This is a genomic window from Amycolatopsis sp. NPDC114503 (assembly GCF_055633655.1).
Map to the genome: position 1 here is coordinate 118,665 of NZ_JBVKDT010000015.1, position 22,283 is coordinate 140,947.

Here is a 22,283-nt window from a genome sequence, read left to right on the forward strand (position 1 = left end):
GAAATCATGACCACCGCGGCAGACTCCTACACCCCGATCACCATGGCGCGCGTCCGGGAGATCATCGGTTTCCCGGACCAGTTCATCGCCGAGAAAAAGGAACCGCAGCTCGGCGAATTCGCCATGCGGTTCATCGCGCACAGCACCTTTTTCTGTGCCGCCACCCACGGCGCCGACGGCATGCTGGACGTCGGCCCGAAAGGCGACCCGCCCGGTTCGGTGCGGATCCTCGACCCGTGGACGCTCGCCATCCCCGACCGTCCGGGCAACAAACTCGCCGACACCTTCGAGAACATCACCGCCAACCCGTCGATCGGGCTCGTCTTCTTCGTGCCCGGCCTGCGCGAGGTGATACGGGTCAACGGCGACGCCTTCGTCACCGACGACCCGGAACTGCTGAGCATGCTCAGCGCGGACGGCAAACCCGCCGTGCTCGCGACGATCGTCCGCGTGCGCGAAGTGTTCGGACAATGCGGAAAAGCCATCATCCGCGCGAAACTGTGGGAGGGCGACACCCGCGGGCTCGCCGAAGCCGCGACCCTCGGCGGCGATTTCTACACGCTCTCCATCGCCGAGCAGGCGCAGAAGATAAACAACAGCCTCGGTGACCTCGTCAACGGCACCCTGTACGACGTCATCGACGACAAGTACCAGAACGACCTGTTCTAAAACTCCGTTGCTCCTACCACGAAGCCCTGCCTAGTATCCGATTCGTGCGCTCTCGACCGTCTTTCCTCACCGACGCCGCCATCACCCGCACGCTCGCCGAACATTGGCAGCCTGTCTCCGAGATCGCTTATCTGCCTTGGGGTTTCGGCGCGCACCACTGGCGCGCCGATACCCTGTTCGTCACGCTGGACCAGCTCGAACCCCGGCACACCGCGGCGTCGCTGGAAAGCACCTACGCGAGCGCCGCCGAACTGGCTGCCGCCGGGCTCGAGTTCGTTTGCGCGCCGGTACCGACGCGATCCGGCCAGTTCACAGTGGACACCGGAGTCGGCGCGCTCAGCGTCACCCCGATGCTGAACGGCCGCAGCCCCACGGAAGACGAGGTCGACAAACCGGCAATTCTCGCCGCCCTCGACGCCCTGCACCGCACCCCGCCACCCGCCGGACTTCGCCACTGGTCGCTGCAAGTCGGCCCAGATTTCGCCGCCGAACTGCGATCCCGCACCGCCAAGCCGTGGACGTCCGGCCCGCTGGCCGAAGAAGCCCGCACCGCACTCGCCGCCCGCGCCGACGCGATCAGCTGCTGGAACGACCGCTACCTGGAACTGGCCGCCCTCGCCGCCTCCCGCCGCGACTCCTGGGTCCCGACCCACGGCGAGCCGCACAACGACAACCAGGTGACGACTCCGGCCGGCCTGCGCCTGGTCGATTGGGAAACCCTCGCCGTCGCCCCGCGCGAACGCGACTACGCCGACCTGCCCGGCACCGCGGACCTGGACCCGGAAATGGTCGAACTGTTCGCCCTCGACTGGCGGCTCTCCGAGCTGCGCGAATACTCGGACTGGTTTTCCGCGCCGCACACCGGAAGCGAGGACGACGTCCTTGCTCTGGAAGGCCTGTACGAGGAGCTGGCGGCCTAGATCATCGAATGCGGGTGACGGCGTCGGGTCGGCCTAGGCCTCGCGGGTCGACCCAGCCGTTTCCTCTGGGCAGGCGGTCCAGCTGGCCCGGTGGGCAGAGCCTCTGGTGTCGACCCGGCCGCCACCCGCGATGTGATCGGTGGCGGCCAGCCAGTCAAGCTGGCCGTGCGACAGAACGTGCGGTTGTCCGTGCCCCGCGCATCTCCCCGGTGTCCGCGAACAGGTAGATCTGGCGCTTGGTCGTCCATTCACGGGAGGCGGGCCAGTCGCCACGCAGAGTCCGGCCGGTCCGCTAAAAGGCTACGTACCGAGCAATTCCGGCACGAAAATCTCCTCAACAGTCATCAACCGCCGCGACAACCCCTGCTCGAAATGCCACCGCAAGAACGCCTCCACCGACAGCCGGTTCTTCTCGATCCCGTACGGCCACCAATCCTCCCCGAACAACCGGCGATTCTCGTCATACAACGCACTGAACCACGGCACCATCCCCGCATCCCCCATATGATTGAAGATCCGCCCACGCCGGTAATCCGCCATCGCCGCTTCCTTCGCGTCGACAAACCCCCGATACAACCGCTCCGCCAACCCCGGCCGATCCGCCAGCAGATCCCGCCGGACCACCACCGCATGCATAATCGGCCGAATCCCGGTACGCCGGTAGTACTCGCGCTCCACCCGCACGTAATCCGGGAACAACTGCGCCACCTCCGGCGAATCCTCCCGTATCCCTCGCGGCGGATCCGCGGAAATAAAAGCGTCGATCTCCCCGCTCTCCAGCATCGCCCCGAGCGCTTTCCCCGCCGGAGCCTGCCGTACGTCGACCTCCGGGGGATGCAGTCTCGGAACGAAATCGAACCATTCCATCGGCCAGTCGAATCCGCCGATCACCCACCGGCTTTGTTCCGGTCGCACGCCGTATTCGTCGGACAGAATGCCTTTCGCCACCACCCCGGCGTCGTGCCCGTAGGTCGCGAACTCGCCGATCGTCTTGCCGATAAGGTCCCGCGGCGCACGGATGCCGCTGCGGGCGTTGACGTAAATCGCCGAATGCCGGAACTGCCGGTTGGGGAACACCGGCAGCGCGACGAACGGCGGATCCGGGAGGTCCAACGTGCGCAAGTAAAAGGTCAGCCCCAGCTCGGCGACGGCGAACTCGCGCCCTCGCACCATCCGCTCGAACAGGTCCGAGACGATGTCGGCGGTGTGCAGGGTCGCGTCGACGCCGTCGAAGCGGACCCGGCCGTCGAACAGCGGGCGAGTGTTGTCGTAGCGGTACAGGCCGAGGTCCAGCCGCAGGTCAGCCATCAGGTGCCCCTCTCTTGTCCATTCCAATACTAAACACGTTTACTATCTTCGGGCAACCGCTACGATGCCTCCCGATGGACAAGGACGCGCTCGCCGAACTCTTCGCCACCGCCTCGCTCGGCGCCCCCGAGAACGCGGTGGGTTTCGTCATGTGGCGCGTCGTGCACCGCTACGTCCGCGAGGTCGACCAGGCGCTCGGCCCGCTCGACCTGACGCACCTGCAGTTCCAGACGCTCGCGCTCGCCGCCTGGCTGAACCGGACCGGCGGCCCGGTGACCCAGTCCGGCCTCGCGACCTCCGGCGACATCCACCCGATGCAGGTGTCGCAGATCCTGAAAACACTGGAACGCAAGGGATTCGTCGCCCGCGCGCGCAGCGCCGAGGACGTCCGCGCCAAACGCGTCGAGGTGACCGACGCCGGCGGAGCCGCCCTGCGCGCCGCGCTGCCGCTCGTGATTGAGGTGCAGCACCGGATCTTCGGCGACGAGGGACTTCCCGGCGGAAATCTGCTGAACACTTTGCTGCGCCTGGACAACGCCTGAGCGCTGGTATGGTTTAAGCGCACGGTAACCCGTCTCGGGGAGGGACGCTATGCCGGGAACTTTCACCAACCAAAAAGCGCGAGAACACTACTTCGCCACGTACGCGAAGGTCCTGCGAAAGTGGCCGGTTCCCTCGGCGGAACTGGACATCGCGACGAGGTTCGGCCCCACCCGAGTCCGGCGCAGCGGCCCCGAACACGGCACGCCGATCGTCCTGCTGCACGGCATCATGGGCTCGTCGTTGTCGTGGTACCCGCACCTCGCCGAGCTAGCCGCCCGCCATCCGGTCTACGCCGTCGATTCCATCGGCGAACCGGGCCACTCGGTCGAGACCGCCTCCGCCAGTACCGACGACGACCTCGCCGAATGGCTCTCCGAAGTCCTCGACGGCATCAGCCAGGAGAAGGTCTGCCTCGCGGGCGTCTCGCGCGGCGGTTTCCTGGCGCTGAACCTCGCGACCCGGTCCTCCGACCGGATCGCGGGCGTCATCGGGCTGGAACCGGCCGGATTCGCGGCGATCAGCGTCCCGAAGTTCATCCTTTGGAGTGTCAAGGAGATCTTCCCCTGGCTGCTGCCCGCCGCGGTCCAGCGCCGGCTCGTCGCCGGCGATCCGGCCGTGCGGCAGACCTTGCGGCCACTGCTGTTCGCCAGCGTGAAGTACAAGGCGCAACTACCGCCGCAGCACGTCTTCACCGACGACGAGCTTCGCGCGATCGAAGTCCCCGTCCAGCTCGTCCTCGGCGAACGCAGCCACATCCACCGCGCATCGGAAGTCGCCGCCCGGGTCGCGACGCTGAATCCCCGTATCCGCACGGAAATCGTGCCGCGGACCACGCACGCGCTGACGCTGCAGCAACCCGATCTCGTCACCGCCCGCGTTCTTGATTTCGCCGAAGCGAACCCGGGCTGACATCAGACCTGTCGCGCGGTGGCCATCGCGCGCTCGGTCTCCCAGAACGCGCGCATCGAAACGACCAGCCCGTCCTCGCCGACCCGGTACACGAACACCCCGTCGGTGTCGACGCGGTAGCCGCCGGGCAGGTACGTCGTGATCGTGCCGACGTTCGCGACCTCCGAACCCGCCGCGTGCGAATCGCGGATCACGAACTCGAATCGCTCGACGTTCCCGATCGTCTTGTCCCAGAACGCGGAAAGGCCCTCGCGACCGTGGTGGCCCTTGCCCTCCTCGTCGAACATCGACGGGCCGACCGGGTCCTCGACGACCGCGTCCGGGGCGAACAGCGCGAGCCAGCCGTCCTTGTCCCCGGCGCTCGCCGCCGTCATCGACTTGAACGCCGCCTCCCGCGCGGGCGGCTGCTCGGCCGCGGGGTCCCAGCAGACCTCGACTCCCATGTCACTCCTCGATTTTCGCGATGATCTCGTCGCCGAACTTGCGGATCGCGTCGACCTTCGGGCCGAGGTCCGCGTCGAACCCGTGTCCCTCGAACACCCACGGCATGGTGATCGCGTCGGTGACGCCCGCCCCGGCCTGTTCGCGGAATCCGTCGAGCCCGAACCGGTCGACGCACACCGCCTGGAATTCGAACGGGTCGCCTTCGCGCCCGCTCTCGGCGAGCAGGCCCTTGAGCTTGCCGATGGTGTCGCGCAGCTGGTCGAGCGTCATCATCGCGGACGACCAGCCGTCCGCGACGCGCGCGGCCCGGCGCAGCGCGACGTCAGTGTGTCCGCCGATGTAGAACGGCACGCGCGACGGCGGCGCCGGGCTCATCTTGAGCTTGTCGAAGTCGAAGAACTCGCCGTGGAACTCGACCATGTCGCCGCTGAGGATCAGCCGCAGCACCTCGATGGCCTCGTCGAACCGCTTGCCGCGCCGCTTGTACGGCGCGCCGCACCATTCGAATTCCTCGGGCGACCAGCCGATCCCCAACCCGAGGCCGAACCGGCCGCCGGTCAGCGCGGCGACCGAGTTGACCTGGCGGGCGAGCAGCACCGGATTGCGCGAGCCGAGTTTCAGCACCGAGGTGTAGAACCGGATCCGCTCGGTCACCGCGCCCATCGAGGCGGTCGCGACCAGCGGATCGGCCCAGGGCGTGTTCTCGTCCCAGAACCGGCTGCCGTCGGGGGTGTAGGGATAGTCGGCGGACACTTTCTCGGAGTAGAAGAGCGAATCGGGCAGCACGATCGAGGAGAACCCGGCCTCCTCGGCGGCGCGGGCCAGCCCGCCCAGCTGGTCGAGCGGGCTCATCGCGATCGACAAGGAGAACTTCATGCCGCGGACTATAACGTGTTCTAGTTTTGTCGGCCACCACCCGATCGGAGGCGCCGCCGGGAACTCTCCGCGCACGGTCCGCGTTGTCCGTTTCAGGGACGGCTGCCCGGCCGTCGCGTCAGATCGAGACACGGAGTGACCCATGGGCACCGCGATCCTCCTGATCGTGCTGGTCGTCGTCATCGTCGGAGGCGTGCTGTACCTGTCCAGGAAGCAGGCCGCGACCAGACAGAGCCAGCTCGACGACGCGAAGGCCGACGCGCGCCGCCTCGTCGAGCGCCTCGGCGGCCAGGTCCTCAACATCACCGGCACCGACACCGCCTCCCAGCAGGCGATGGCGGACGCGAGCGAGCGCTACAACGCCGCCGGTTCGCAGCTGGAGCAGGCCAAGACCGTCGAACAGGCCCGGCTGGTGAAGGAAACCGCCATCGAAGGCCTGTACTACGTGCGCGCCGCGCGCGTCGCGATGGGCATGGACCCCGGCCCGGCCCTGCCGGACGAGGCCGAACGCGAACGGGCGGGCAAGGTCACCGAACACCGCGAGGTGGACGTCGAAGGCCAGCACTACGCCGCCTCGCCGGACCCCGGCCAGGACACGCCGTACTACTACCCCGGCGGCCGCGTCGCGGGACGCCCGGTGCCGCAAGGCTGGTACAGCGAGCCGTGGTGGAAGCCCGCGCTCGTGGCCGGCGCCTGGGGCCTGGGCTCGATGTTCCTGTTCAGCGCCATGTTCTCCGGCATGGGCGGCATCGCCAGCGCCTCGGCCTGGGAATCCGGCTACGACGCGGGCCAGGCGGACGCCCTGGACGCGGGCGGCATGGACGGAGGCTTCGACGGAGGCGGCTTTGACGGCGGAGGATTCGACGGAAGCCAGGACTTCGGCGGAGGTTTCGACGGCGGCGGCTTCGATGGAGGCGGGTTCGACGGCGGCGGAGGCTTCGACTTCTGACCTCTAGTCAGCGAAGGCCTCGCGGCGGCTGCCGCGAGGCCTTCGTCGTCTCCGCAACCGTTTTCGCCCGCCCCGCCAGTGGGACTGATACGCGAGGCGAAGGTCCGTGAGGGCCACCTTGAGGGAATCTGATTCCCTCAAGGTGGCCCTCACGGACTTCTGCCGGACCTAGCTCAAGCGGGCTGGCAAGTCGGACACCAATAAAGATTCCGCGCAGCCAATTCCTTCTGCGCCACCGGAGTCCCGCAAATGAGACACGGCATCCCGGCCCGCCGGTAGACGTAAACCTCGCCCCCGTGCCGGTCCTCCCGAGGCGCCCGCCCCATCGCCGCGGGCAGATGCTCCGGCGCGACCGTGTCGATCCGTCCGACCCGCACTCCGGCGCGCATCAACGTCACCAGGTCCGCCCACATGTCGTCCCACAGCGCGCGATCCAGCGCGCGCCCGGGGACCATCGGCGAAATCCCATGCCGGAACAGCACTTCCGCGCGATAAACGTTGCCGACGCCAGCCAGCACAGCCTGATCCATCAGCAACGCCGCGATCGTCGTACGAGACCGCGAGATCCGCTCCCACGCACGATCCGGTTTGGCGTCGCGGCGCAACGGATCGGGGCCCAGCCGGGCTTTGATCGCGTCGACCTGCGCCGGGTCCAGCAGTTCGCACCGCGTCGGGCCGCGCAAATCGGTCCAGTGGGTCTGGCCGACAAGCCGCATCCGCACCTGACCGACCGGCTCGGGAGCGGGCAACGGGGCCTCGCCGAAGGTGCCGTACAGACCTAAGTGGACATGGACTGTCCCCAAAGGACCGTAGTTGTGGAACAGGTGTTTTCCGTACGCCTCAGCGGAAACGAGCACCTGCCCGTCGAGTTTCTCCGCCTCCGCGGCGAACCGGCCCTGCGGACTGCTGACGGCAACCGGTTCGCCGGCGTACCGGCGTTTGTGGAGACGGGCCAGCCGATGGAGCGTGTGCCCCTCGGGCATCAGGCCTCCGGCAACGCGGGCGGGGTGCCGGTGCGCTCGTAGTCGAGCAGCTGCTGCACGCGCCGCGCGTGGCGTTCGGCCGGGTCGACCGGCGTGGCCAGGAACGCCTCGACGATCTCGGTGGCCTGCTCCTGCGTGTGCATCCGGGCGCCGACGCCCAGCACCTGGGCGTGGTTGTGCTCCCGGGTCAGCTGCGCGGTTTCGACGCTCCAGCCGAGTCCGGCGCGGATGCCCGGCACCTTGTTCGCGGCGATCTGCTCGCCGTTGCCGGACCCGCCGATGACGATGCCGAGGCTGCCCTCGTCGGCGGCCACGCGGCGCGCGGTTTCGACGCAGAACGCCGGGTAGTCGTCGGCCGCGTCGTAGACGAACGGACCGATGTCGGTCACCTCGTGCCCCTGTTCGCCGAGGTGGCGGACAAGGTGGTTCTTCAGCTCGAAACCGGCATGGTCGGATCCCAAGTAGACACGCACAGCGGGAGTGTGCCATCTCGCCGCGGACCCGGCATGCTCCGGGGGTGGACATCGCAGCGCAGCACGGCGCGGACGTCCGGCTCGAATGGGGCGGCGAAGGCGTCGGAATCCTGGGCCGGGAGTGCGCCGTGCTGATCATCGTGGACGTGCTTTCCTTCAGCACCACAACGGATCTCGTCGTCGGTCGCGGCGGCCGGGTGCTGCCGGTGCGGTGGCGGGACGAGCGCGGAATCGCCGAGGCGCGCGGAGCGGGAGCGGTGCTCGCGGGCGAAGAGGAATGGACGCTCCGGCCGTCTTCTGTGACGGAGATCCCGTCCGGCACGCTGCTCGCCCTCCCCTCCCCCAACGGCGCGACGCTCTGCGCGGCCGCGGCGAAAACCGGCGCGCACGTATTGGCCGGTTGCCTGCGGAATGCGTCGGCGACCGCCGTGAAAGCCGAAGAAATCGCCGACGGACGGCCGATCGGTGTCATTCCCGCCGGGGAACGCTGGGGCGTGGACATGTTCAGCGAAGGCGCAGAGTTCGGCCCGCTGCGGCCGTGCGTCGAAGACCAGCTGGGTGCGGGCGCGATCGTCGCCGCGTTGACCGGCTCGCGGTCCGCCGAAGCCGCGCTCGCGGCGGCTGCCTACGCGGCCACCGACGTGCCAGCCGCGCTGCACGACTGCACCTCCGGCCGGGAACTCGCCGCGGCCGGCCACGGAAGCGACGTAATTCTCGCCGCCCAGCACGACGTCAGCGATAGCGTGGCGAGGCTGTCGCACGGCATTCTGGAGGGGCAATGAGCTGGACCGAGGTGGCCGACGGGGTTTTCGCCCGCCGGTACGAAGAACTGGACCTCACCACCGGCTTGGTGCTCGGCCAGGAGCGGTGCCTGGTGATCGACACCCGCGGCGACGTCGACCAGGGCGCCGAATTCGCCGCCGCAGTGCGCGAGCTGACCGAGCTGCCGTGGTCGGTCGTCTACACACACGCGCACTTCGACCACTCCTTCGGCACCACGCCGTTCCTGCCGTGCGACGTCTGGGCCCACCCCGGCTGCCTGCAGGCCATGCTGAAGAACGGCGAAGCCGACAAACAAACCTGGGCCAAGCACTACCGCAAAGAGGGCAAGCCGGAAATCGCCGACGCCATCGAGCGCACCGGCCTCATGCCGCCGGACCGCCTCGTGCCCGACCGCGCCGAACTCGACCTCGGCGGCCGCACCGTGACCCTCGTGCACCCCGGCCTCGCGCACACCGACCACGATCTCCTGGTGCACGTGCCTGACGTCGACGTCGTCTTCGCGGGCGACGTCGTGGAACACGGCCCGCACGGCTTCACCGCGTATTCCTTCGGCCCCGACGACCAGCTCGACGCGTGGGCCGCCGCGATGGACGCGCTGCTCGCGCTCGAACCGCGCATCGTCGTCCCCGGGCACGGCGACCCGGTGGACGATGCGTTCGTGCGCACGCACCGCGACGGCCTGCTGCGCCTGCACGAGCTGAAGACGCGCGGGGCGTCGCGCGAAGAAGCGCTGGAAAGCTCGCCGTACCCGGAAGACGTCACCAAGGCGGCGCTCGGGTTTCTCGTGAGTGTTTATGCCGGTTAGAACCGGCATAAACACTCACGAGCGGTGCCGTCAGTCGAAGTTCAGGTCGCCGGTCCGGGTGCGCTTCAGCTCGAAGAAGTCCGGGTAGCTGGCCAGCGCGACCGCGCCGTCGAACACCTTCAGCGCGTCCTCGCCCCGCGGGATCGACGACAGCACCGGGCCGAAGAACGCGGTCCCGTTGACGTGGATGGTCGGCGTGCCGACGTCCATGCCGACCGGGTCCATGCCCTCGTGGTGGCTCTTGCGCAGCGCTTCGTCGTACTCGGTCGATTCGCCGGCCTCGGCGAGTTCGGCCGGGGCGCCGATCGCGGCCAGCGCCTCCTTGATGACCAGCTTGCGGTCCTCGTTGTGCTGGTTGTGGTAGCGGGTGCCGAACTCGGTGTAGAAGTTGCGCACGGCTTCCTGGCCCTCGGTCTGCGCCAGCGCGGTCGCGACGCGGACCGGGGCCCAGCCCTCGCTCAGCAGCGCCTTGTACCGCTCGGGCAGGTCCTCGCGGCCTTCGTTCAGCACCGACAGGCTCATCACCCGGAAGGTCAGGTCCAGCTCGCGGTGCTTCTCGACCTCGAGGATCCAGCGCGACGAGATCCACGCGAACGGGCAGATCGGGTCGAAGAAGAAGTCCACCGTGGTGGGCTGGGACGAGTCAGTCATTTTTCACGGGCTCCTCGGCGAGGCTGCTCCCCGGCATTCGCCGGAGGGCGGGGCAAACCCCCGCACTGCGAGGCAACGCGGGGAACCCTCCGCATTGTTCCCTGGTCGCCGGTTCCGGGCGCGTCATGATTGGATGCTGAACGTCGTGCCCACCGGAACCGAAGACCAGAGGTGCCCGTGCCCGCCCCCAACCTGACGCGTGACGAAGCCAAGCAGCGCTCCGGCCTGCTGGACGTGTCGTCCTACGACATCGAGCTGGACCTGACCGACGGCCACGGCCGTCCCGGGGAGAAGACCTTCCGCTCCACCACCACGGTGCGGTTCTCCAGCAGCCGTCCCGGCGAAGCGTCGTGGATCGACCTCGTCGCCGAAGGCGTCCGCTCCGCCGTGCTCAACGGCACCGAGCTCGATGTCAGCGGCTACGCCGAGGAAAAGGGCATCGCGCTGCCCGGCCTTGCCGCGGACAACGAACTCGTCGTCACCGCGGACTGCCGCTACATGAACACCGGCGAGGGCCTGCACCGGTTCGTCGACCCGGTCGACGACGGGGTGTACCTCTACACCCAGTTCGAGACCGCCGACGCGAAGCGCATGTTCGCCTGCTTCGACCAGCCGGACCTCAAGTCCGTCTACCGCGTCGCCGTGCACGCCCCGCGCGACTGGAAGGTCGTTTCCAACGCGCTGGTCGAAAGCGCCGAGGACACCGAGGACGGCGCGCGCCGCACGCAGTTCGCCACTTCCGAGCGGATTTCCACCTATCTGGTGGCGCTCGTCGCCGGCCCGTACGCGGAATGGACCGACGAGTTCCGCGACGAGCACCGCACCATCCCGCTCGGCATCTACTGCCGCGCGTCGCTCGCCGAGCACATGGACGCCGAGCGGCTGTTCGTCGAGACCAAGCAGGGTTTCGCCTTCTACCACGAGAAATTCGGCACCCCGTACCCGTTCTCCAAGTACGACCAGCTGTTCGTGCCGGAGTTCAACGCGGGCGCGATGGAGAACGCCGGCGCGGTCACCTTCCTCGAGGACTACGTCTTCCGCAGCCGCGTCACCCGCTACGCCTACGAGCGGCGCGCCGAAACGCTGCTGCACGAGATGGCGCACATGTGGTTCGGCGACCTGGTCACCATGCGCTGGTGGGACGACCTGTGGCTGAACGAGTCGTTCGCGACCTTCGCGAGCGTGTTCGCCCAGGCCGAGGCGACCGAGTACAAGAACGCCTGGACCAGTTTCGCGAACATCGAGAAGTCCTGGGCCTACCGCCAGGACCAGCTGCCCTCGACGCACCCGATCGCGGCCGACATCGTCGACCTGCACGCGGTCGAGGTCAACTTCGACGGCATCACCTACGCCAAGGGCGCGAGCGTCCTCAAGCAGCTGGTGTCCTACGTCGGCATCGAGCACTTCCTCGACGGCCTCAAGGTGTACTTCGGCAAGCACGCGTGGGGCAACGCCACGCTCGCCGACCTGCTGGCGGCGCTGGAGGAAGCGTCCGGCCGCGACCTGTCGTGGTGGAGCGCGGAATGGCTGGAGACCACCGGCCTCAACTCGCTCAGCCCACGCTACGAGATCGCCGCGGACGGCACCTTCGCGTCGTTCGCCGTCGTGCAGACCGGCGCGAAGCCGGGCGCCGGGGAACTGCGCACGCACCGCGTCGCGGTCGGCGTGTACGACGAGGACGGCGACGGCAAGATCGTGCGCACCCGCCGCGTCGAACTGGACGTCACCGGCGAGCGCACCGAGGTGCCGGACCTCGTCGGCCAGGCCGCAGGCAAGCTCGTGCTGGTCAACGACGACGACCTGACCTACTGCCGGATGCGGCTCGACCCGGCGTCGCTGACCACGCTGATCGACCGGATCGGCGACATCACCGACTCGCTGCCGCGCACGCTGTGCTGGTCGGCCGCGTGGGAGATGACGCGCGAGGCGGAACTGAAGGCTCGCGACTTCGTGACGCTGGTGGCGCGCGGGATCCACGCCGAGAGCGAGGTCGGCGTGGTGCAGCGGCTGCTGTTGCAGGCGCAGACCGCGCTCAACTCCTACGCCGACCAGAAGTGGGCGGCGGCGGAGGGATGGCCTGCGTTGAGCGGGCGGTTGCTGGAGCTTGCCCGTACTGCTGAGGCTGGCTCGGATCATCAGCTGGCGTTCGTGAACTCGCTGGCCGGTGGCGTGTTGAGCGACGACATCCTGGCGGAGATCGCCGGGTGGCTCGACGGGTCTGCGCCGTTGGCCGGGCTGACGGTGGACACGGATCTGCGGTGGCGGTTGCTGCAGGCGCTGGTCGCGCACGGCAAGGCTGGTGCGGACGAGATCAATGCCGAGCAGGCGCGGGACGACACTGCTGCCGGACGGCGGCACGCGGAGCGGTCTCGGGCGTTGCAGCCTACGGCTGAGGCTAAGGCTGATACTTGGCAGCGGGCGATTTACGACGACGAGATTCCCAATGCGGTGAGCGACGCGTTGATTTCCGGGTTCTCGCACCCGGGGCAGAAGCATTTGCTCGGGGAGTACATCGAGCGGTACTTCGAGGTCATCGACGACGTTTGGGCTCGGCGGTCCAGTGAGCGGGCGCAGCCTACGGCGATTGGGTTGTATCCGTCTTGGGCTGTTGAGGCGGCTACGGTGAACGCTTCGGACGAGTGGCTGGCCGGGGAGCATCCTGCTGCGTTGCGGCGGCTTGTTTCCGAGGGGCGCGCGGGGATTGTGCGGGCGTTGGCTGCTCGGGATTTCGATAGCCAGGCTTGATTGTTCCTGGGTGTCTCCCGCTGGTCTGGTTGTTGCGGGGTGTTTTGCGACCAGCGTTGCGTTGGGGCACCCCGAAGCTGATGGTGACTACGGGCTGAGGGTGCTTGTCAAGGCGGGAAAGATGCCTTGACAAGCACCCTCAGCCCGTGTTTTTGGCTTCGTATCGGGGTGCAGGGCCAGGTGTGGGTGCGTGGTGAGGTGGGTGCGTCGGCTGCGGTTTGGTGGGTGGTCCGGGACGTAAAAGAGCCGGTACGCCAAGGCGTACCGGCTCTGTGGGTCTGTCTGTGTGGTTAGTGCTTCGGGGCGGGGCCTGCTTGGTCGCTCAGCATGCGCAGGGCGTTGACCAGGCCGCCGGTCAGGTCGCCTTCCTTGAAGGAGGCCACCATGCTCGCCACGGCCAGGTTCGCGCCGCGGTCGGGCAGGCGCGAGTGGGCGCGTTCGCCGGTGACGATCTCGATCACGCGCTGCGCGGGCGAAACGCCTAGCAGCACCGCGTTCGAGGGATCGTCGGTCTCGCCGTGCAGCTTTTCCGCGCCGGCGCGGGTGTCTTCGCCGAGGTCGCCCAGGTAGATGCTGAAGCCGAGGCCGGTTTCGCGGGTCGCGAAGGTCAGGGCCTCGTCCAGGCGCGCAAGCTGCTGCACCGTGAACGGGCTCGTCGGGGCCTCGGGCTCGTACATCTTCGCCGCCGACAGCCGGCCGCTGTTGGTGATGACCTCGCCGAAGGCCAGGTCCTTCTCCGCGACCGCGGTCTGGGTCAGTTCACCACTTGCCACGAGCGCCTCCTGCGGCCGTCGAGGCGCCCGCGGGCGCCGCATTCACGTCAACCGCCGGGCCGTGGGCGGCTCCTACGCCGTCCGGGTTGGCGGTCCACCACATCGCGGGGTACTCCCACGGCTGCCCCGGACGGTACCGCGGCGTCCCCGAGAACTTCTTCCGCAAGGTCGCGGCGCCGACCACGAAGTAAATGGCCCCGGGGATGACCGCGTAGACCAGGATCGTCTCGACAACGTTCACGCCGGTGAGCGTATCGGATGCCTTCCGGAGCCACCGCGCGACACCGCGACCGGCGGCGACCGTTCGTCGTCGCCGAGGCGCCGTCCGCCGCTTGGCCCGCCCCCGCTGGAACGTTGGGGCGAAGGGCGGCGGGCCGAAAGATGGCAACTCGCCGTACAGGCGGCCGTACCGGGCGATACCGGCTTGTCCGAACCTTGAAATCCTCGTAGCTTTTTCACCTGTACGGGCCTTGCGCCCGCCTCCCCAGCCCCAGCCCGTCACGCACCGGTCCCAGGAGGACACCTCATGCAGAGCGTCCAGACCCCCGCTCAGGCGATCACCGAGACCATTTCGTCACCCAGCGAGACCGAATTCGTGCCCGGAACGCGGGTCACGTCCGGCACCAGGGTTACGCGCGGCACTCGGGTCACCCGCGGAACCCGGGTCACCGCGGGCACTCGCGTCACGATGGGTACCCGGGTGACCATGGGCACTCGAGTCACGAGGGGAACCCGCGTCACCCGCGGGACCCGCGTCACGATGGGCACGCGCGTCACGGCAGGCACTCGCGTCACGATGGGCACCCGCGTCACGCGCGGCACCCGCGTCACGCGCGGAACCCGCGTCACCAGGGGCACTCGGGTCACGGCAGGCACCCGCGTCACCTGCGGCACGCGCGTCACGATGGGCACCCGCGTCACCCGCGGCACCCGGGTCACCGCCGGAACCCGCGTCACCATGGGCACCCGGGTCACCCGCGGTACTCGCGTCACGCGCGGCACCCGGGTCACGATGGGCACGCGGGTCACCTGCCAGGCCGACTACAGCCTCGCCGCCTGACCCCTGCCGGGCACCTGGGCAACACCGCCGAACACGGCCAGCACCGCCCGGTACCGCACCAGACACGTCGAGCACGATCCATCGGCTCGCCCCGGCCGCCGCACAGGCAGCCGGGGCGCCGACGTGTCCGGGAAGCTAGGCCGCCGACCCGAGATACGGCCGCCACAGCGGATCGGCCTCTTTGGAATGCGCCAGCAGCCGCCAGTGCGGGCCGTGCGGGGCGCGCGGCACCACGCGCAGCCGCCAGCCGATCTCCGACAGGAGACGGTCGGCCTTGCGGTGGTTGCACTTCGCGCAGCAGGCGACGCAGTTGGTCCAGCTGTGCGGACCGCCCTTGCTGCGCGGGACGACGTGGTCGATCGTCTCGGCCCGCCCGCCGCAGTAGGCGCAGCGGTGCCGGTCCCGGTGCATCAGCCCGGCGCGGGTGAGCGGCACCTGCGCCCGGTAGGGCACCCGCACGTACGTGCTGAGCCGGATCACCGAGGGGACGGGCAGCGACACCGTCGCGGCGTGCAGTTCCACCCCGCCCGGATCGCCGTGCACGACCTCCGCCTTGCCGCACATGACGAGCACCACCGCGCGCCGCATGGGCACCGCGGTCAGCGGCTCGAAAGTGGCGTTGAGCAGGAGGACCCGGCGCCGCCCCCACGCCGGGGCGACCGGATCGCGGGCTCTACGCTGTCCGGGCGGACGGGATGCTCCCCCTGGACGGGTCCCCGGCCCGGACGGGACGGAGCCGCCGGATGCGGACCCTCCCGGGCAGGCACGCAGGATCGCCTCCGGCGGCAGCTCGGCCATGGCTTGGCCGGCGCCGCCGAGGGGGACGGGTTGTCGGTCTGGCACTCGACCACCTCCACCGGTGCAGGCATAGTCGACCACACATCAGGGCCCCGGCGCACGCGTGTTCTGTGACGTGTCACATACCCGCGACCCGCCGGTCACCCCGCGGCCGCCTGCGCGCCGCCGGGACAACGAAGAGCGAAAGGACAATCTCCGCCAGTGAATGCCGTGCTCAGCGCTCCACCCGCCTGCATCTCCGAGACCGGGACGTGGTGCGCCCAGGTCTATTCGGTCACGCACAACGAGTGGCTCGCCGCGTCGGCGGGCTGGCTCCTGACGAAGCCGCTGAAGATCGTCCTGATCCTGGTCGTCGCCTTCCTGGTGCGATTTCTCACCAAGCGGCTGATCGAGCGGGTCACGACGCTTCCGGCCTCGGGCAGCGGCGGCAAGATCCCCTCGCTGTTGAGACCGCTTCGCGAACGCGCGCCGGACATGCTGGGCACTGCGGTGACCGAGCGGCGCAGGCAGCGCGCCAAGACGATCGGCTCGGTGCTGAAGTCGGGGTCCACGTTCCTGATCTACGGCCTCGCGTTCATCCTCGTGCTGGGCGAGCTGGGCATCGACCTGGCCCCGATCATCGCGTCGGCCGGCATCGTCGGCGTCGCGCTCGGGTTCGGCGCGCAGAACCTGGTCAAGGACTTCCTTTCCGGGATGTTCATGATGATCGAGGACCAGTACGGCGTCGGCGACGTCGTGGACATCGGCGAAGCGACCGGCACCGTCGAGGCGGTCGGCCTGCGCATCACCACGCTGCGCGACCTGAAGGGCACCGTCTGGTACGTCCGCAACGGCGAGGTGCTGCGCGTCGGCAACTCCAGCCAGGGCTTCGCGTACGCCGTGGTGGACGTCCCGCTGAGCTACTCCGCGGACGTCGACAAGGCCACCGAGGTGCTCAGCGGCGCGGCCACGAAGGCGGTCGAATCGGACGCGCTCTCGGTGAACGTCCTGGAGCCGCCGGAGATGCTCGGCGTCGAACAGGTCACGCCCGAGGGAATCCTGTTGCGGCTGACGGTCAAGGTGCGACCGGGCAAGCAGTGGGCGGTGCAGCGGAAGCTGCGCGGGCAGCTGCTCGGCGCGCTGGAAGAGGCCGGTTTCGAACCGCCGCTCGGCCGGTTGCTGTCGTCCATGCAAGACAAGCAGTCGGGCGCGCCGCGAAGCTGAGGCAGGGCAAGATGGAGGTGTGTCGACTGTGAGCGAGCCGGAACCGGCGAACCTGTACGAGGCGGTGGGCGGCGAACCGACCTTCCGCCGGATCATCAAGCGGTTCTACGAGGAAGTGGCCCGCGACGAGGTGCTGCGCCCGCTCTACCCGGAAGAGGACCTCGGCCCGGCGGAGGAGCGGTTCCGGCTGTTCCTCATCCAGTACTGGGGCGGTCCGCACACCTACTCCGACCAGCGCGGCCACCCCCGGCTGCGGATGCGGCACGCGCCGTTCAAGATCGGCCCGATCGAACGCGACGCGTGGCTGCGCTGCATCCGGATCGCGATCGACGAGGAGAACCTGCCCGAGCCCTACCTCGGCCAGCTGTGGGCGTACCTGGAAATGGCCGCGCACAGCATGATGAACAGCTTCGTCTGATGAGACGCGAGGTCGCGGGACGGCGGCCGGACCGCCTTCCGCGGCCCGCGTGGTGGTCGGACGCGGTGTTCTACGAGATCTACGTGCGGTCGTTCGCCGATTCGGGCGAGGACGGCATCGGCGATCTCGAGGGCATCCGCAGCAAGCTGGGCTACCTGGAACTGCTGGGCGTCGACGCGCTGTGGCTGACGCCGTTCTACCCGTCGCCGATGGCCGACCACGGCTACGACGTGGCGGACCCGCGCGGCGTCGACCCGATGTTCGGCACCCTCGGCGACTTCGACGTGCTGCTCACCGAGGCGCACCGGCGCGGCATCCGGGTCACCGTGGACGTGGTGCCCAACCACACGAGCAACCAGCACGCGTGGTTCAAGTCCGCGCTGGCCGCCGGCCCGGGCAGCCCGGAGCGGGAGCGCTACCACTTCCGCGACGGCCGCGGTCCCGGCGGAGCCGAGCCGCCCAACAACTGGGTCAGCGTGTTCGGCGGCCCGGCGTGGACGCGGGTGCCGGACGGGCAGTGGTACCTGCACCTGTTCGCGCCGCAGCAGCCGGACTTGAACTGGGCCAGCCCGGACGTCCGCGCCGATCTCGAACGCACGCTGCGCTTCTGGCTGGACCGGGGCGTCGACGGGTTCCGGATCGACGTGGCGCACGGGATGTCCAAGCCCTCCGGGCTGCCCGACATGGACCCGGACACGCCCGCGCACGGCGGCGGCGCGCTCGGCGATCCGCGCTTCGACGACGACGGCGTGCACGAGGTGCACCAGCTGATCCGCAAGGTGCTCGACGAGTACCCGGACACGATGGCCGTCGGCGAGATCTGGGTGCAGGACGAGGAGCGCCTGGCGCGCTACCTGCGGCCGGACGAACTTCATCTGGCGTTCAACTTCCGCCTGGTGCTCACGCATTTCGACGCGGACGCGATGCGCACGTCGATCGAGCGTTCGCTGGCGGTGCCGCGCGCGGCGGGAGCTCCGGCGACCTGGACGCTGTCCAATCACGACGTCTGGCGCGCGGCGAGCCGTTTCGGAGGGGGCGCGGCCGGTGTCCGGCGGGCGCGCGCGATGGCGCTGGTGGAACTCGCCCTGCCCGGCGCGGTGTACCTGTACCAGGGCGAAGAGCTGGGCCTGCCGAACGCCGACCTGCCGCTGGAGGCGATGACCGACCCGCGCGCCCGCACCCAGGGCCCGGAGTTCAGCCGCGACGGCGAGCGCGTGCCGCTGCCGTGGGAGGGCACGCTTCCGCCCTACGGGTTCTCGCGCACCGCGCAGACCTGGCTGCCGATGCCCGCGGACTGGGCTTCGCTGACGGTGGAACGGCAGATCGAAGACCCGGAATCGACCCTGTCGCTGTACCGGCGCGCGGTGGAACTGCGGAAACACCATCCGGCGTTCCGGGGCGGCGACGAGCTGCAGTGGTTCGGCGCTCCCGCCGGATGTTTCGCGTTCCGGCGCGGCCGGGGCGGACTGATCTGCGCGCTGAACACCTCGGCCAGCTCGATCGCCCTGCCTCCGGGAGAGGTACTGCTGACCAGCAGCCCGCTGATCGACGGCAGGCTCGCGCCGGACTCGGCGGCCTGGCTCGGGTAGCCCAGCCACGGGTCCGGCCGCTGGCGGGCAGCGCGACCGCGCCGCCCACCAGGAGCGGGTCAGACTCGAGCGCCCGCCTCCAGGCCGAGCATGTCGAGCAATCCCCGCAGGTCGTCGACGTCGTGCGCGTGTCCGGCGACGGTGCGGGCGGCGTGTTCCTGCTGGACGCGCAGGTCTTGTTCGGCGGAGACCCGGGCGCGGGCGAATTCACTGGTTTCGGCGGACAGCGGACGTCGTTCCGAGCGCATGTCGCTCCTCGTCGAGGTGGAAGGGGCCACCGGCGGCACCGCGGGGGCGGGTCCGCCGGGGACGACGCCGGCTCGAGCGCCGGCGCACGGTGAGACTTCTCGACGGTGCTGACGCTACTCCCCGCCCCCGGCCTGCCCGCGAGCCCGTCCCCTCCGCGCGCCGGGGCGTCCACAGTGGACCCGCGGCGCGGCAACTCTGGTGAGACCGGCTCCGGCGTGCTTTACTGAGTGCGGTCGTGTTTTGTGTTCGTGCGGTGGGTACGTCCCGCAGCCACGCTCGCAAGATGTAGCGGGCGTGGTGTTTCTCTTTTCGGAAGGCACACCATCGGTCGCCGGCCCGGATGCCGAGGTGGCATCTGCTGTTTAGTCCGATGGAGATAGTTTTTATGACGCAAGGCACCGTGAAGTGGTTCAACGCCGAAAAGGGCTTCGGGTTCATCAGCCCGGACGACGGCAGCGCCGACGTGTTCGTGCACTACTCGGAGATCCAGGGCAACGGGTTCCGCAGCCTTGAGGAAAACGCGCGCGTGGAGTTCGAGGTGGGCCAGGGCCAGAAGGGCCCGCAGGCCACCGGCGTCCGCGCCATCTGAGTTCTGCTGGTGTTTCCCCTGGTGCGGAAGGATTTCCGCACCAGGGGAAACCCTCGCCGGAGCGGATTTTCCGCTCACGGCACCCGATTTCGATCCACCTTCTGGTGCGCGCCGGTGAATTCACCCGGCCGCGCAAGGTCTTCCGCGTCCCGGGAACCCGGACCGAAGATCACCCGTTGACCAGAGCAGGTCGCGACTGGCCTTGAGGCCCTCCCCTGCCTGGCCAGTTCGCAACGCACGGCGCATCCCCGTCCGGCGGCTCCCCCTCGCCCCGGACACCCGCCGCGGCACCGGCCTCGGCCCCGCAGAGCGCGGCGGCCGGACCAGCTCGAGTAGGAGCGTTACCCATCGACACCCAGAGCACCGTCCAGCGTCCCCCGAAAACCCCGCAGCCCATGCTCGCCGGCCACAAGACCGGCACCGAGGCCTTCCTGGTGAAGCTCTTCGCCGTCGTCCCGCTCGTCGCGGTCGCCGCCGCGGTGCCGCTGGCCTGGGGCTGGGGCCTCAGCTGGCTGGACATCGGCCTCGCCGCCGCCTTCTACTGCGTCAGCGGCCTCGGCATCACCGTCGGCTTCCACCGGTACTTCACCCACGGCGCGTTCCGCGCCCGCCGCGGGCTGCGGATCGCGCTCGCCGTCGCGGGCAGCATGGCCATGCAGGGACCGGTGATCGACTGGGTCGCCGACCACCGCCGCCACCACGCGTACTCCGACCGCGACGGCGACCCGCATTCGCCGTGGCGCTTCGGCACCACGCCGGCCGCGCTCGCGAAGGGCTTCTGGCACGCGCACATGGGCTGGCTGTTCGGCCGCGACCGGACGAACCCGCGCCGCTTCGCCCCGGACCTCCTCGACGACGCCGACCTGAAGCGGATCGACCGGCTCTTCCCGGTGCTGACCGTCGCGACGCTGCTGCTGCCCGCGCTCCTGGGCGGGCTGATCACGATGACCTGGTGGGGCGCGCTGACCGCGTTCTTCTGGGCCGGGCTGGTCCGGGTCGCCGCGCTGCACCACGTGACCTGGTCGGTCAACTCGCTGTGCCACCTGATCGGCGAGCGCCCGTTCGAGGCGCGCGACCGTTCGGCGAACTTCTGGCCGCTGGCGATCGCGTCGTTCGGCGAGTCCTGGCACAACTCGCACCACGCCGACCCCACCGGGGCGCGGCACGGCGTCGGCCGCGGACAGCTCGACATCTCCGCACGGCTGATCTGGATGTTCGAGAAGTTCCGCTGGGCCTCGCACGTGCGCTGGCCCCGCGCCGAGCGGCTCGCCCGCAAGCTCAAGGCCGCTTGAGGCAGTTCAGGCCCTGCGGACCCGCTCGTCGAGCTGGGTCCGCAGGTCGCCATGGCCGGACAACGCCAGGCACCGGCTCCGAAGGACGCCACCGTTCAGCGAGCGTCTGGCCTCCTGCGCCCTTCGACGAGCACACAACTCCAGCACCCGCCACGGCGTCAGCGGTGGACAGCTCGGATGATCTGGCTGTGCCAAATCTCCGCGCGCCATGCAAGCTCAAGGCCGCCTGAGGAAACTCAAGCCCTGCGGACCCGCTCCTCGAGCCGGGTCCGCAGGTCGCCGTGGCTGGACACCGCCAGCACCGGCCTCGGCGTCCCGGCTGTCTCGGCCGAGCTCAAGACGTCCGCGACGAACCGCCGGACCCGTTCCGGCGCGGGCGTCACGTCGCCGCCCAGCTGGGCCACGGGCTGCGGGGACTCGGCGGGCGTCGTCTCCACCGCCACCGACCAGCCCTGCCGCATGGTCCACAGCAGCATCAAATCCCGGCCGGGGAACCTCGGAGACCGGCCGCTCAGCGCTATGTACGCGGTGATCGTGTCGGTGACCTCGCACGACGAGCACTCCACCGACACCCCGACCGCGGCAGCGACCTCGCGCACATACGCGGCCAAAGCCTGCCGCAGCACCTGCGGATCGTCGGCGGTGGGCAGGGACATCGGGCGTTCCGGACCGGACAGGAGCATGAGTCTCCTCTTCCACCGCCGCTTCCGCTTCGCGCCGAAGGCGAACCGGGGTCGTCGAATCGCGCGAAGGCCGGCGGTCGCGATGATCGGGGTCGCACCGGATCGGGCATCCGGCAGCTGGACCGGACTCCGACTCTACCCGCTGGGACAACCCCAGAGCCGAGATCAACCCTTCTGGCCGCCGCCGAAGTCGCTCGATCGGCCGCCGCCGACGGCGGAATCCGCGATCGACATGGCGATCCGCGCGGCACAGAGTCCCGTTAGGACAGACGGTGCGACACGCCCGCCGCCAAGCTCACCCTGACTGGCCGCCGAAGTCACCGCCGTCGCCCGACTCCGCGATCGACGTTGCCACCCACGCGGCGAACAACCCCGCCTGCACATACGGCGCGGCCTCGCCGACCGCACGCACCACCGACCGGGCACGGCCGGGCTCAGGCCCGGCTTCCGGTGCGGGATCAGCGTCCGCGGGCCGGTCGGTGCGCCACGGCGTTTCCTCGGCCCGGACCTCGGCGAGGAAGTCCTCGGTCGGGTCGCCGTCGGGTTCGGTCATCCGTTCACGATGACATCG

The 22,283-nt window shown here is 69.5% G+C and carries 26 protein-coding genes; 14 read left to right on the forward strand and 12 right to left on the reverse strand.

Translation table 11 applies throughout. From position 1 onward, the window contains the following. The first annotated feature begins 6 nt into the window (after nucleotides 1-6). On the forward strand, nucleotides 7-669 hold the full coding sequence (locus tag ACZ7OI_RS41880; RefSeq protein ID WP_470269680.1) for an MSMEG_1061 family FMN-dependent PPOX-type flavoprotein: 663 nt from the start codon (nucleotides 7-9) through the stop codon (nucleotides 667-669). Between the two features lie 44 nt (nucleotides 670-713). Beyond that, complete coding sequence (locus tag ACZ7OI_RS41885; protein WP_470269681.1) at nucleotides 714-1,589, forward strand: phosphotransferase family protein; 876 nt, start codon at nucleotides 714-716, stop codon at nucleotides 1,587-1,589. Nucleotides 1,590-1,889: 300 nt separating this feature from the next. Here ACZ7OI_RS41885 and ACZ7OI_RS41890 read toward each other — a convergent pair whose 3' ends face one another. Further along, nucleotides 1,890-2,897: a type 2 periplasmic-binding domain-containing protein gene (locus ACZ7OI_RS41890; RefSeq protein WP_470269682.1), complete on the reverse strand. Its 1,008-nt coding sequence runs from the start codon at nucleotides 2,895-2,897 to the stop codon at nucleotides 1,890-1,892. Between the two features lie 74 nt (nucleotides 2,898-2,971). Between ACZ7OI_RS41890 and ACZ7OI_RS41895 the strand changes: the two genes are divergently transcribed. Both ACZ7OI_RS41895 and ACZ7OI_RS41900 read left to right on the forward strand, forming a co-directional pair. Further along, nucleotides 2,972-3,439: a MarR family winged helix-turn-helix transcriptional regulator gene (locus ACZ7OI_RS41895; protein ID WP_470269683.1), complete on the forward strand. Its 468-nt coding sequence runs from the start codon at nucleotides 2,972-2,974 to the stop codon at nucleotides 3,437-3,439. Nucleotides 3,440-3,488: 49 nt separating this feature from the next. Beyond that, nucleotides 3,489-4,349, forward strand: coding sequence for an alpha/beta fold hydrolase (locus ACZ7OI_RS41900; RefSeq protein WP_470269684.1), 861 nt, complete (start codon nucleotides 3,489-3,491; stop codon nucleotides 4,347-4,349). A gap of 2 nt (nucleotides 4,350-4,351) precedes the next feature. On the opposite strand, the gene ACZ7OI_RS41905 is transcribed toward ACZ7OI_RS41900, so the two are convergent. Continuing rightward, nucleotides 4,352-4,792 (reverse strand): nuclear transport factor 2 family protein, encoded by a 441-nt coding sequence (locus ACZ7OI_RS41905; RefSeq protein WP_470269685.1) that lies wholly within the window; start codon nucleotides 4,790-4,792, stop codon nucleotides 4,352-4,354. A 1-nt stretch (nucleotide 4,793) separates the two neighbouring features. After that, nucleotides 4,794-5,669: a TIGR03619 family F420-dependent LLM class oxidoreductase gene (locus ACZ7OI_RS41910; protein WP_470269686.1), complete on the reverse strand. Its 876-nt coding sequence runs from the start codon at nucleotides 5,667-5,669 to the stop codon at nucleotides 4,794-4,796. A gap of 142 nt (nucleotides 5,670-5,811) precedes the next feature. Here ACZ7OI_RS41910 and ACZ7OI_RS41915 point away from each other — a divergent pair, with 142 nt between their 5' ends. After that, nucleotides 5,812-6,618 carry a hypothetical protein gene (locus ACZ7OI_RS41915; protein ID WP_470269687.1) on the forward strand — a complete coding sequence of 269 codons (807 nt, stop codon included), beginning with the start codon at nucleotides 5,812-5,814 and terminating at the stop codon, nucleotides 6,616-6,618. A gap of 173 nt (nucleotides 6,619-6,791) precedes the next feature. On the opposite strand, the gene ACZ7OI_RS41920 is transcribed toward ACZ7OI_RS41915, so the two are convergent. Together ACZ7OI_RS41920 and ACZ7OI_RS41925 are read right to left on the reverse strand one after the other, a co-directional pair. Then, complete coding sequence (locus tag ACZ7OI_RS41920) at nucleotides 6,792-7,601, reverse strand: Fpg/Nei family DNA glycosylase (RefSeq protein ID WP_470269688.1); 810 nt, start codon at nucleotides 7,599-7,601, stop codon at nucleotides 6,792-6,794. Continuing rightward, on the reverse strand, nucleotides 7,601-8,074 hold the full coding sequence (locus ACZ7OI_RS41925) for a ribose-5-phosphate isomerase (protein ID WP_470269689.1): 474 nt from the start codon (nucleotides 8,072-8,074) through the stop codon (nucleotides 7,601-7,603). The genes ACZ7OI_RS41920 and ACZ7OI_RS41925 overlap by 1 nt, the downstream gene beginning before the upstream one ends. Before the next feature lie 44 nt (nucleotides 8,075-8,118). Between ACZ7OI_RS41925 and ACZ7OI_RS41930 the strand changes: the two genes are divergently transcribed. Next, complete coding sequence (locus ACZ7OI_RS41930) at nucleotides 8,119-8,856, forward strand: 2-phosphosulfolactate phosphatase (RefSeq protein WP_470269690.1); 738 nt, start codon at nucleotides 8,119-8,121, stop codon at nucleotides 8,854-8,856. Further along, nucleotides 8,853-9,662, forward strand: coding sequence for an MBL fold metallo-hydrolase (locus tag ACZ7OI_RS41935; RefSeq protein ID WP_470269691.1), 810 nt, complete (start codon nucleotides 8,853-8,855; stop codon nucleotides 9,660-9,662). Before ACZ7OI_RS41930 ends, ACZ7OI_RS41935 begins: the two co-directional genes overlap by 4 nt. Nucleotides 9,663-9,692: 30 nt before the next feature. Here ACZ7OI_RS41935 and ACZ7OI_RS41940 read toward each other — a convergent pair whose 3' ends face one another. After that, nucleotides 9,693-10,313, reverse strand: coding sequence for a mycothiol-dependent nitroreductase Rv2466c family protein (locus ACZ7OI_RS41940; RefSeq protein WP_470269692.1), 621 nt, complete (start codon nucleotides 10,311-10,313; stop codon nucleotides 9,693-9,695). Between the two features lie 177 nt (nucleotides 10,314-10,490). Here ACZ7OI_RS41940 and pepN point away from each other — a divergent pair, with 177 nt between their 5' ends. Then, entirely contained in the window at nucleotides 10,491-13,058 is a 2,568-nt protein-coding gene (gene pepN / locus ACZ7OI_RS41945; protein WP_470269693.1) for an aminopeptidase N, read from the forward strand. A gap of 290 nt (nucleotides 13,059-13,348) precedes the next feature. On the opposite strand, the gene ACZ7OI_RS41950 is transcribed toward pepN, so the two are convergent. Continuing rightward, on the reverse strand, nucleotides 13,349-13,831 hold the full coding sequence (locus tag ACZ7OI_RS41950; RefSeq protein WP_470269694.1) for a DUF5130 family protein: 483 nt from the start codon (nucleotides 13,829-13,831) through the stop codon (nucleotides 13,349-13,351). Further along, nucleotides 13,818-14,072 (reverse strand): aa3-type cytochrome oxidase subunit CtaJ, encoded by a 255-nt coding sequence (ctaJ, locus tag ACZ7OI_RS41955; protein ID WP_182894009.1) that lies wholly within the window; start codon nucleotides 14,070-14,072, stop codon nucleotides 13,818-13,820. The genes ACZ7OI_RS41950 and ctaJ overlap by 14 nt, the downstream gene beginning before the upstream one ends. A gap of 285 nt (nucleotides 14,073-14,357) precedes the next feature. Here ctaJ and ACZ7OI_RS41960 point away from each other — a divergent pair, with 285 nt between their 5' ends. Continuing rightward, complete coding sequence (locus ACZ7OI_RS41960; RefSeq protein ID WP_470269695.1) at nucleotides 14,358-14,891, forward strand: hypothetical protein; 534 nt, start codon at nucleotides 14,358-14,360, stop codon at nucleotides 14,889-14,891. 135 nt (nucleotides 14,892-15,026) lie between these two features. On the opposite strand, the gene ACZ7OI_RS41965 is transcribed toward ACZ7OI_RS41960, so the two are convergent. Then, the gene (locus ACZ7OI_RS41965) at nucleotides 15,027-15,479 is read right to left on the reverse strand and encodes an HNH endonuclease (protein ID WP_050788293.1); all 453 of its coding nucleotides are present in this window, start codon (nucleotides 15,477-15,479) and stop codon (nucleotides 15,027-15,029) included. A 411-nt stretch (nucleotides 15,480-15,890) separates the two neighbouring features. Here ACZ7OI_RS41965 and ACZ7OI_RS41970 point away from each other — a divergent pair, with 411 nt between their 5' ends. The 3 genes from ACZ7OI_RS41970 to ACZ7OI_RS41980 are packed head-to-tail and all read left to right on the forward strand — an operon-like array spanning nucleotide 15,891 to nucleotide 18,899. Beyond that, nucleotides 15,891-16,892 (forward strand): mechanosensitive ion channel family protein, encoded by a 1,002-nt coding sequence (locus tag ACZ7OI_RS41970; protein WP_470269696.1) that lies wholly within the window; start codon nucleotides 15,891-15,893, stop codon nucleotides 16,890-16,892. 28 nt (nucleotides 16,893-16,920) lie between these two features. Continuing rightward, nucleotides 16,921-17,310, forward strand: coding sequence for a globin (locus tag ACZ7OI_RS41975; RefSeq protein ID WP_470269697.1), 390 nt, complete (start codon nucleotides 16,921-16,923; stop codon nucleotides 17,308-17,310). Then, nucleotides 17,310-18,899, forward strand: a complete 1,590-nt coding sequence (locus ACZ7OI_RS41980) for a glycoside hydrolase family 13 protein (protein ID WP_470269698.1) — start codon at nucleotides 17,310-17,312, stop codon at nucleotides 18,897-18,899. The genes ACZ7OI_RS41975 and ACZ7OI_RS41980 overlap by 1 nt, the downstream gene beginning before the upstream one ends. 59 nt (nucleotides 18,900-18,958) lie before the next feature. Here the strand turns inward: ACZ7OI_RS41980 and ACZ7OI_RS41985 are convergent, their stop codons facing one another. After that, nucleotides 18,959-19,147, reverse strand: coding sequence for a hypothetical protein (locus ACZ7OI_RS41985; RefSeq protein ID WP_470233472.1), 189 nt, complete (start codon nucleotides 19,145-19,147; stop codon nucleotides 18,959-18,961). Nucleotides 19,148-19,533: 386 nt separating this feature from the next. Here ACZ7OI_RS41985 and ACZ7OI_RS41990 point away from each other — a divergent pair, with 386 nt between their 5' ends. Both ACZ7OI_RS41990 and ACZ7OI_RS41995 read left to right on the forward strand, forming a co-directional pair. Then, nucleotides 19,534-19,737: a cold-shock protein gene (locus ACZ7OI_RS41990; RefSeq protein WP_037814060.1), complete on the forward strand. Its 204-nt coding sequence runs from the start codon at nucleotides 19,534-19,536 to the stop codon at nucleotides 19,735-19,737. Between the two features lie 395 nt (nucleotides 19,738-20,132). Next, nucleotides 20,133-21,029: an acyl-CoA desaturase gene (locus tag ACZ7OI_RS41995; RefSeq protein ID WP_470269699.1), complete on the forward strand. Its 897-nt coding sequence runs from the start codon at nucleotides 20,133-20,135 to the stop codon at nucleotides 21,027-21,029. A gap of 236 nt (nucleotides 21,030-21,265) precedes the next feature. On the opposite strand, the gene ACZ7OI_RS42000 is transcribed toward ACZ7OI_RS41995, so the two are convergent. Both ACZ7OI_RS42000 and ACZ7OI_RS42005 read right to left on the reverse strand, forming a co-directional pair. Further along, nucleotides 21,266-21,712, reverse strand: a complete 447-nt coding sequence (locus ACZ7OI_RS42000; protein ID WP_470269700.1) for a DUF6292 family protein — start codon at nucleotides 21,710-21,712, stop codon at nucleotides 21,266-21,268. A gap of 295 nt (nucleotides 21,713-22,007) precedes the next feature. Continuing rightward, the gene (locus ACZ7OI_RS42005) at nucleotides 22,008-22,265 is read right to left on the reverse strand and encodes a hypothetical protein (protein WP_470269701.1); all 258 of its coding nucleotides are present in this window, start codon (nucleotides 22,263-22,265) and stop codon (nucleotides 22,008-22,010) included. Nucleotides 22,266-22,283 lie beyond the last annotated feature (18 nt).

Excerpts from the sequence above, each read along its gene's own strand:
- ACZ7OI_RS41880 (WP_470269680.1), top strand. The coding sequence starts at position 7 with ATGACCACCGCGGCAGACTCCTACACCCCGATCACCATGGCGCGCGTC.
- ACZ7OI_RS41890 (WP_470269682.1), bottom strand. The coding sequence starts at position 2,897 with ATGGCTGACCTGCGGCTGGACCTCGGCCTGTACCGCTACGACAACACT.
- ACZ7OI_RS41895 (WP_470269683.1), top strand. The coding sequence starts at position 2,972 with ATGGACAAGGACGCGCTCGCCGAACTCTTCGCCACCGCCTCGCTCGGC.
- ACZ7OI_RS41900 (WP_470269684.1), top strand. The coding sequence starts at position 3,489 with ATGCCGGGAACTTTCACCAACCAAAAAGCGCGAGAACACTACTTCGCC.
- ACZ7OI_RS41905 (WP_470269685.1), bottom strand. The coding sequence starts at position 4,792 with ATGGGAGTCGAGGTCTGCTGGGACCCCGCGGCCGAGCAGCCGCCCGCG.
- ACZ7OI_RS41910 (WP_470269686.1), bottom strand. The coding sequence starts at position 5,669 with ATGAAGTTCTCCTTGTCGATCGCGATGAGCCCGCTCGACCAGCTGGGC.
- ACZ7OI_RS41915 (WP_470269687.1), top strand. The coding sequence starts at position 5,812 with ATGGGCACCGCGATCCTCCTGATCGTGCTGGTCGTCGTCATCGTCGGA.
- ACZ7OI_RS41920 (WP_470269688.1), bottom strand. The coding sequence starts at position 7,601 with ATGCCCGAGGGGCACACGCTCCATCGGCTGGCCCGTCTCCACAAACGC.
- ACZ7OI_RS41935 (WP_470269691.1), top strand. The coding sequence starts at position 8,853 with ATGAGCTGGACCGAGGTGGCCGACGGGGTTTTCGCCCGCCGGTACGAA.
- ACZ7OI_RS41940 (WP_470269692.1), bottom strand. The coding sequence starts at position 10,313 with ATGACTGACTCGTCCCAGCCCACCACGGTGGACTTCTTCTTCGACCCG.
- ACZ7OI_RS41960 (WP_470269695.1), top strand. The coding sequence starts at position 14,358 with ATGCAGAGCGTCCAGACCCCCGCTCAGGCGATCACCGAGACCATTTCG.
- ACZ7OI_RS41965 (WP_050788293.1), bottom strand. The coding sequence starts at position 15,479 with ATGCGGCGCGCGGTGGTGCTCGTCATGTGCGGCAAGGCGGAGGTCGTG.
- ACZ7OI_RS41980 (WP_470269698.1), top strand. The coding sequence starts at position 17,310 with ATGAGACGCGAGGTCGCGGGACGGCGGCCGGACCGCCTTCCGCGGCCC.
- ACZ7OI_RS41985 (WP_470233472.1), bottom strand. The coding sequence starts at position 19,147 with ATGCGCTCGGAACGACGTCCGCTGTCCGCCGAAACCAGTGAATTCGCC.
- ACZ7OI_RS41990 (WP_037814060.1), top strand. The coding sequence starts at position 19,534 with ATGACGCAAGGCACCGTGAAGTGGTTCAACGCCGAAAAGGGCTTCGGG.
- ACZ7OI_RS41995 (WP_470269699.1), top strand. The coding sequence starts at position 20,133 with ATGCTCGCCGGCCACAAGACCGGCACCGAGGCCTTCCTGGTGAAGCTC.
- ACZ7OI_RS42000 (WP_470269700.1), bottom strand. The coding sequence starts at position 21,712 with ATGCTCCTGTCCGGTCCGGAACGCCCGATGTCCCTGCCCACCGCCGAC.
- ACZ7OI_RS42005 (WP_470269701.1), bottom strand. The coding sequence starts at position 22,265 with ATGACCGAACCCGACGGCGACCCGACCGAGGACTTCCTCGCCGAGGTC.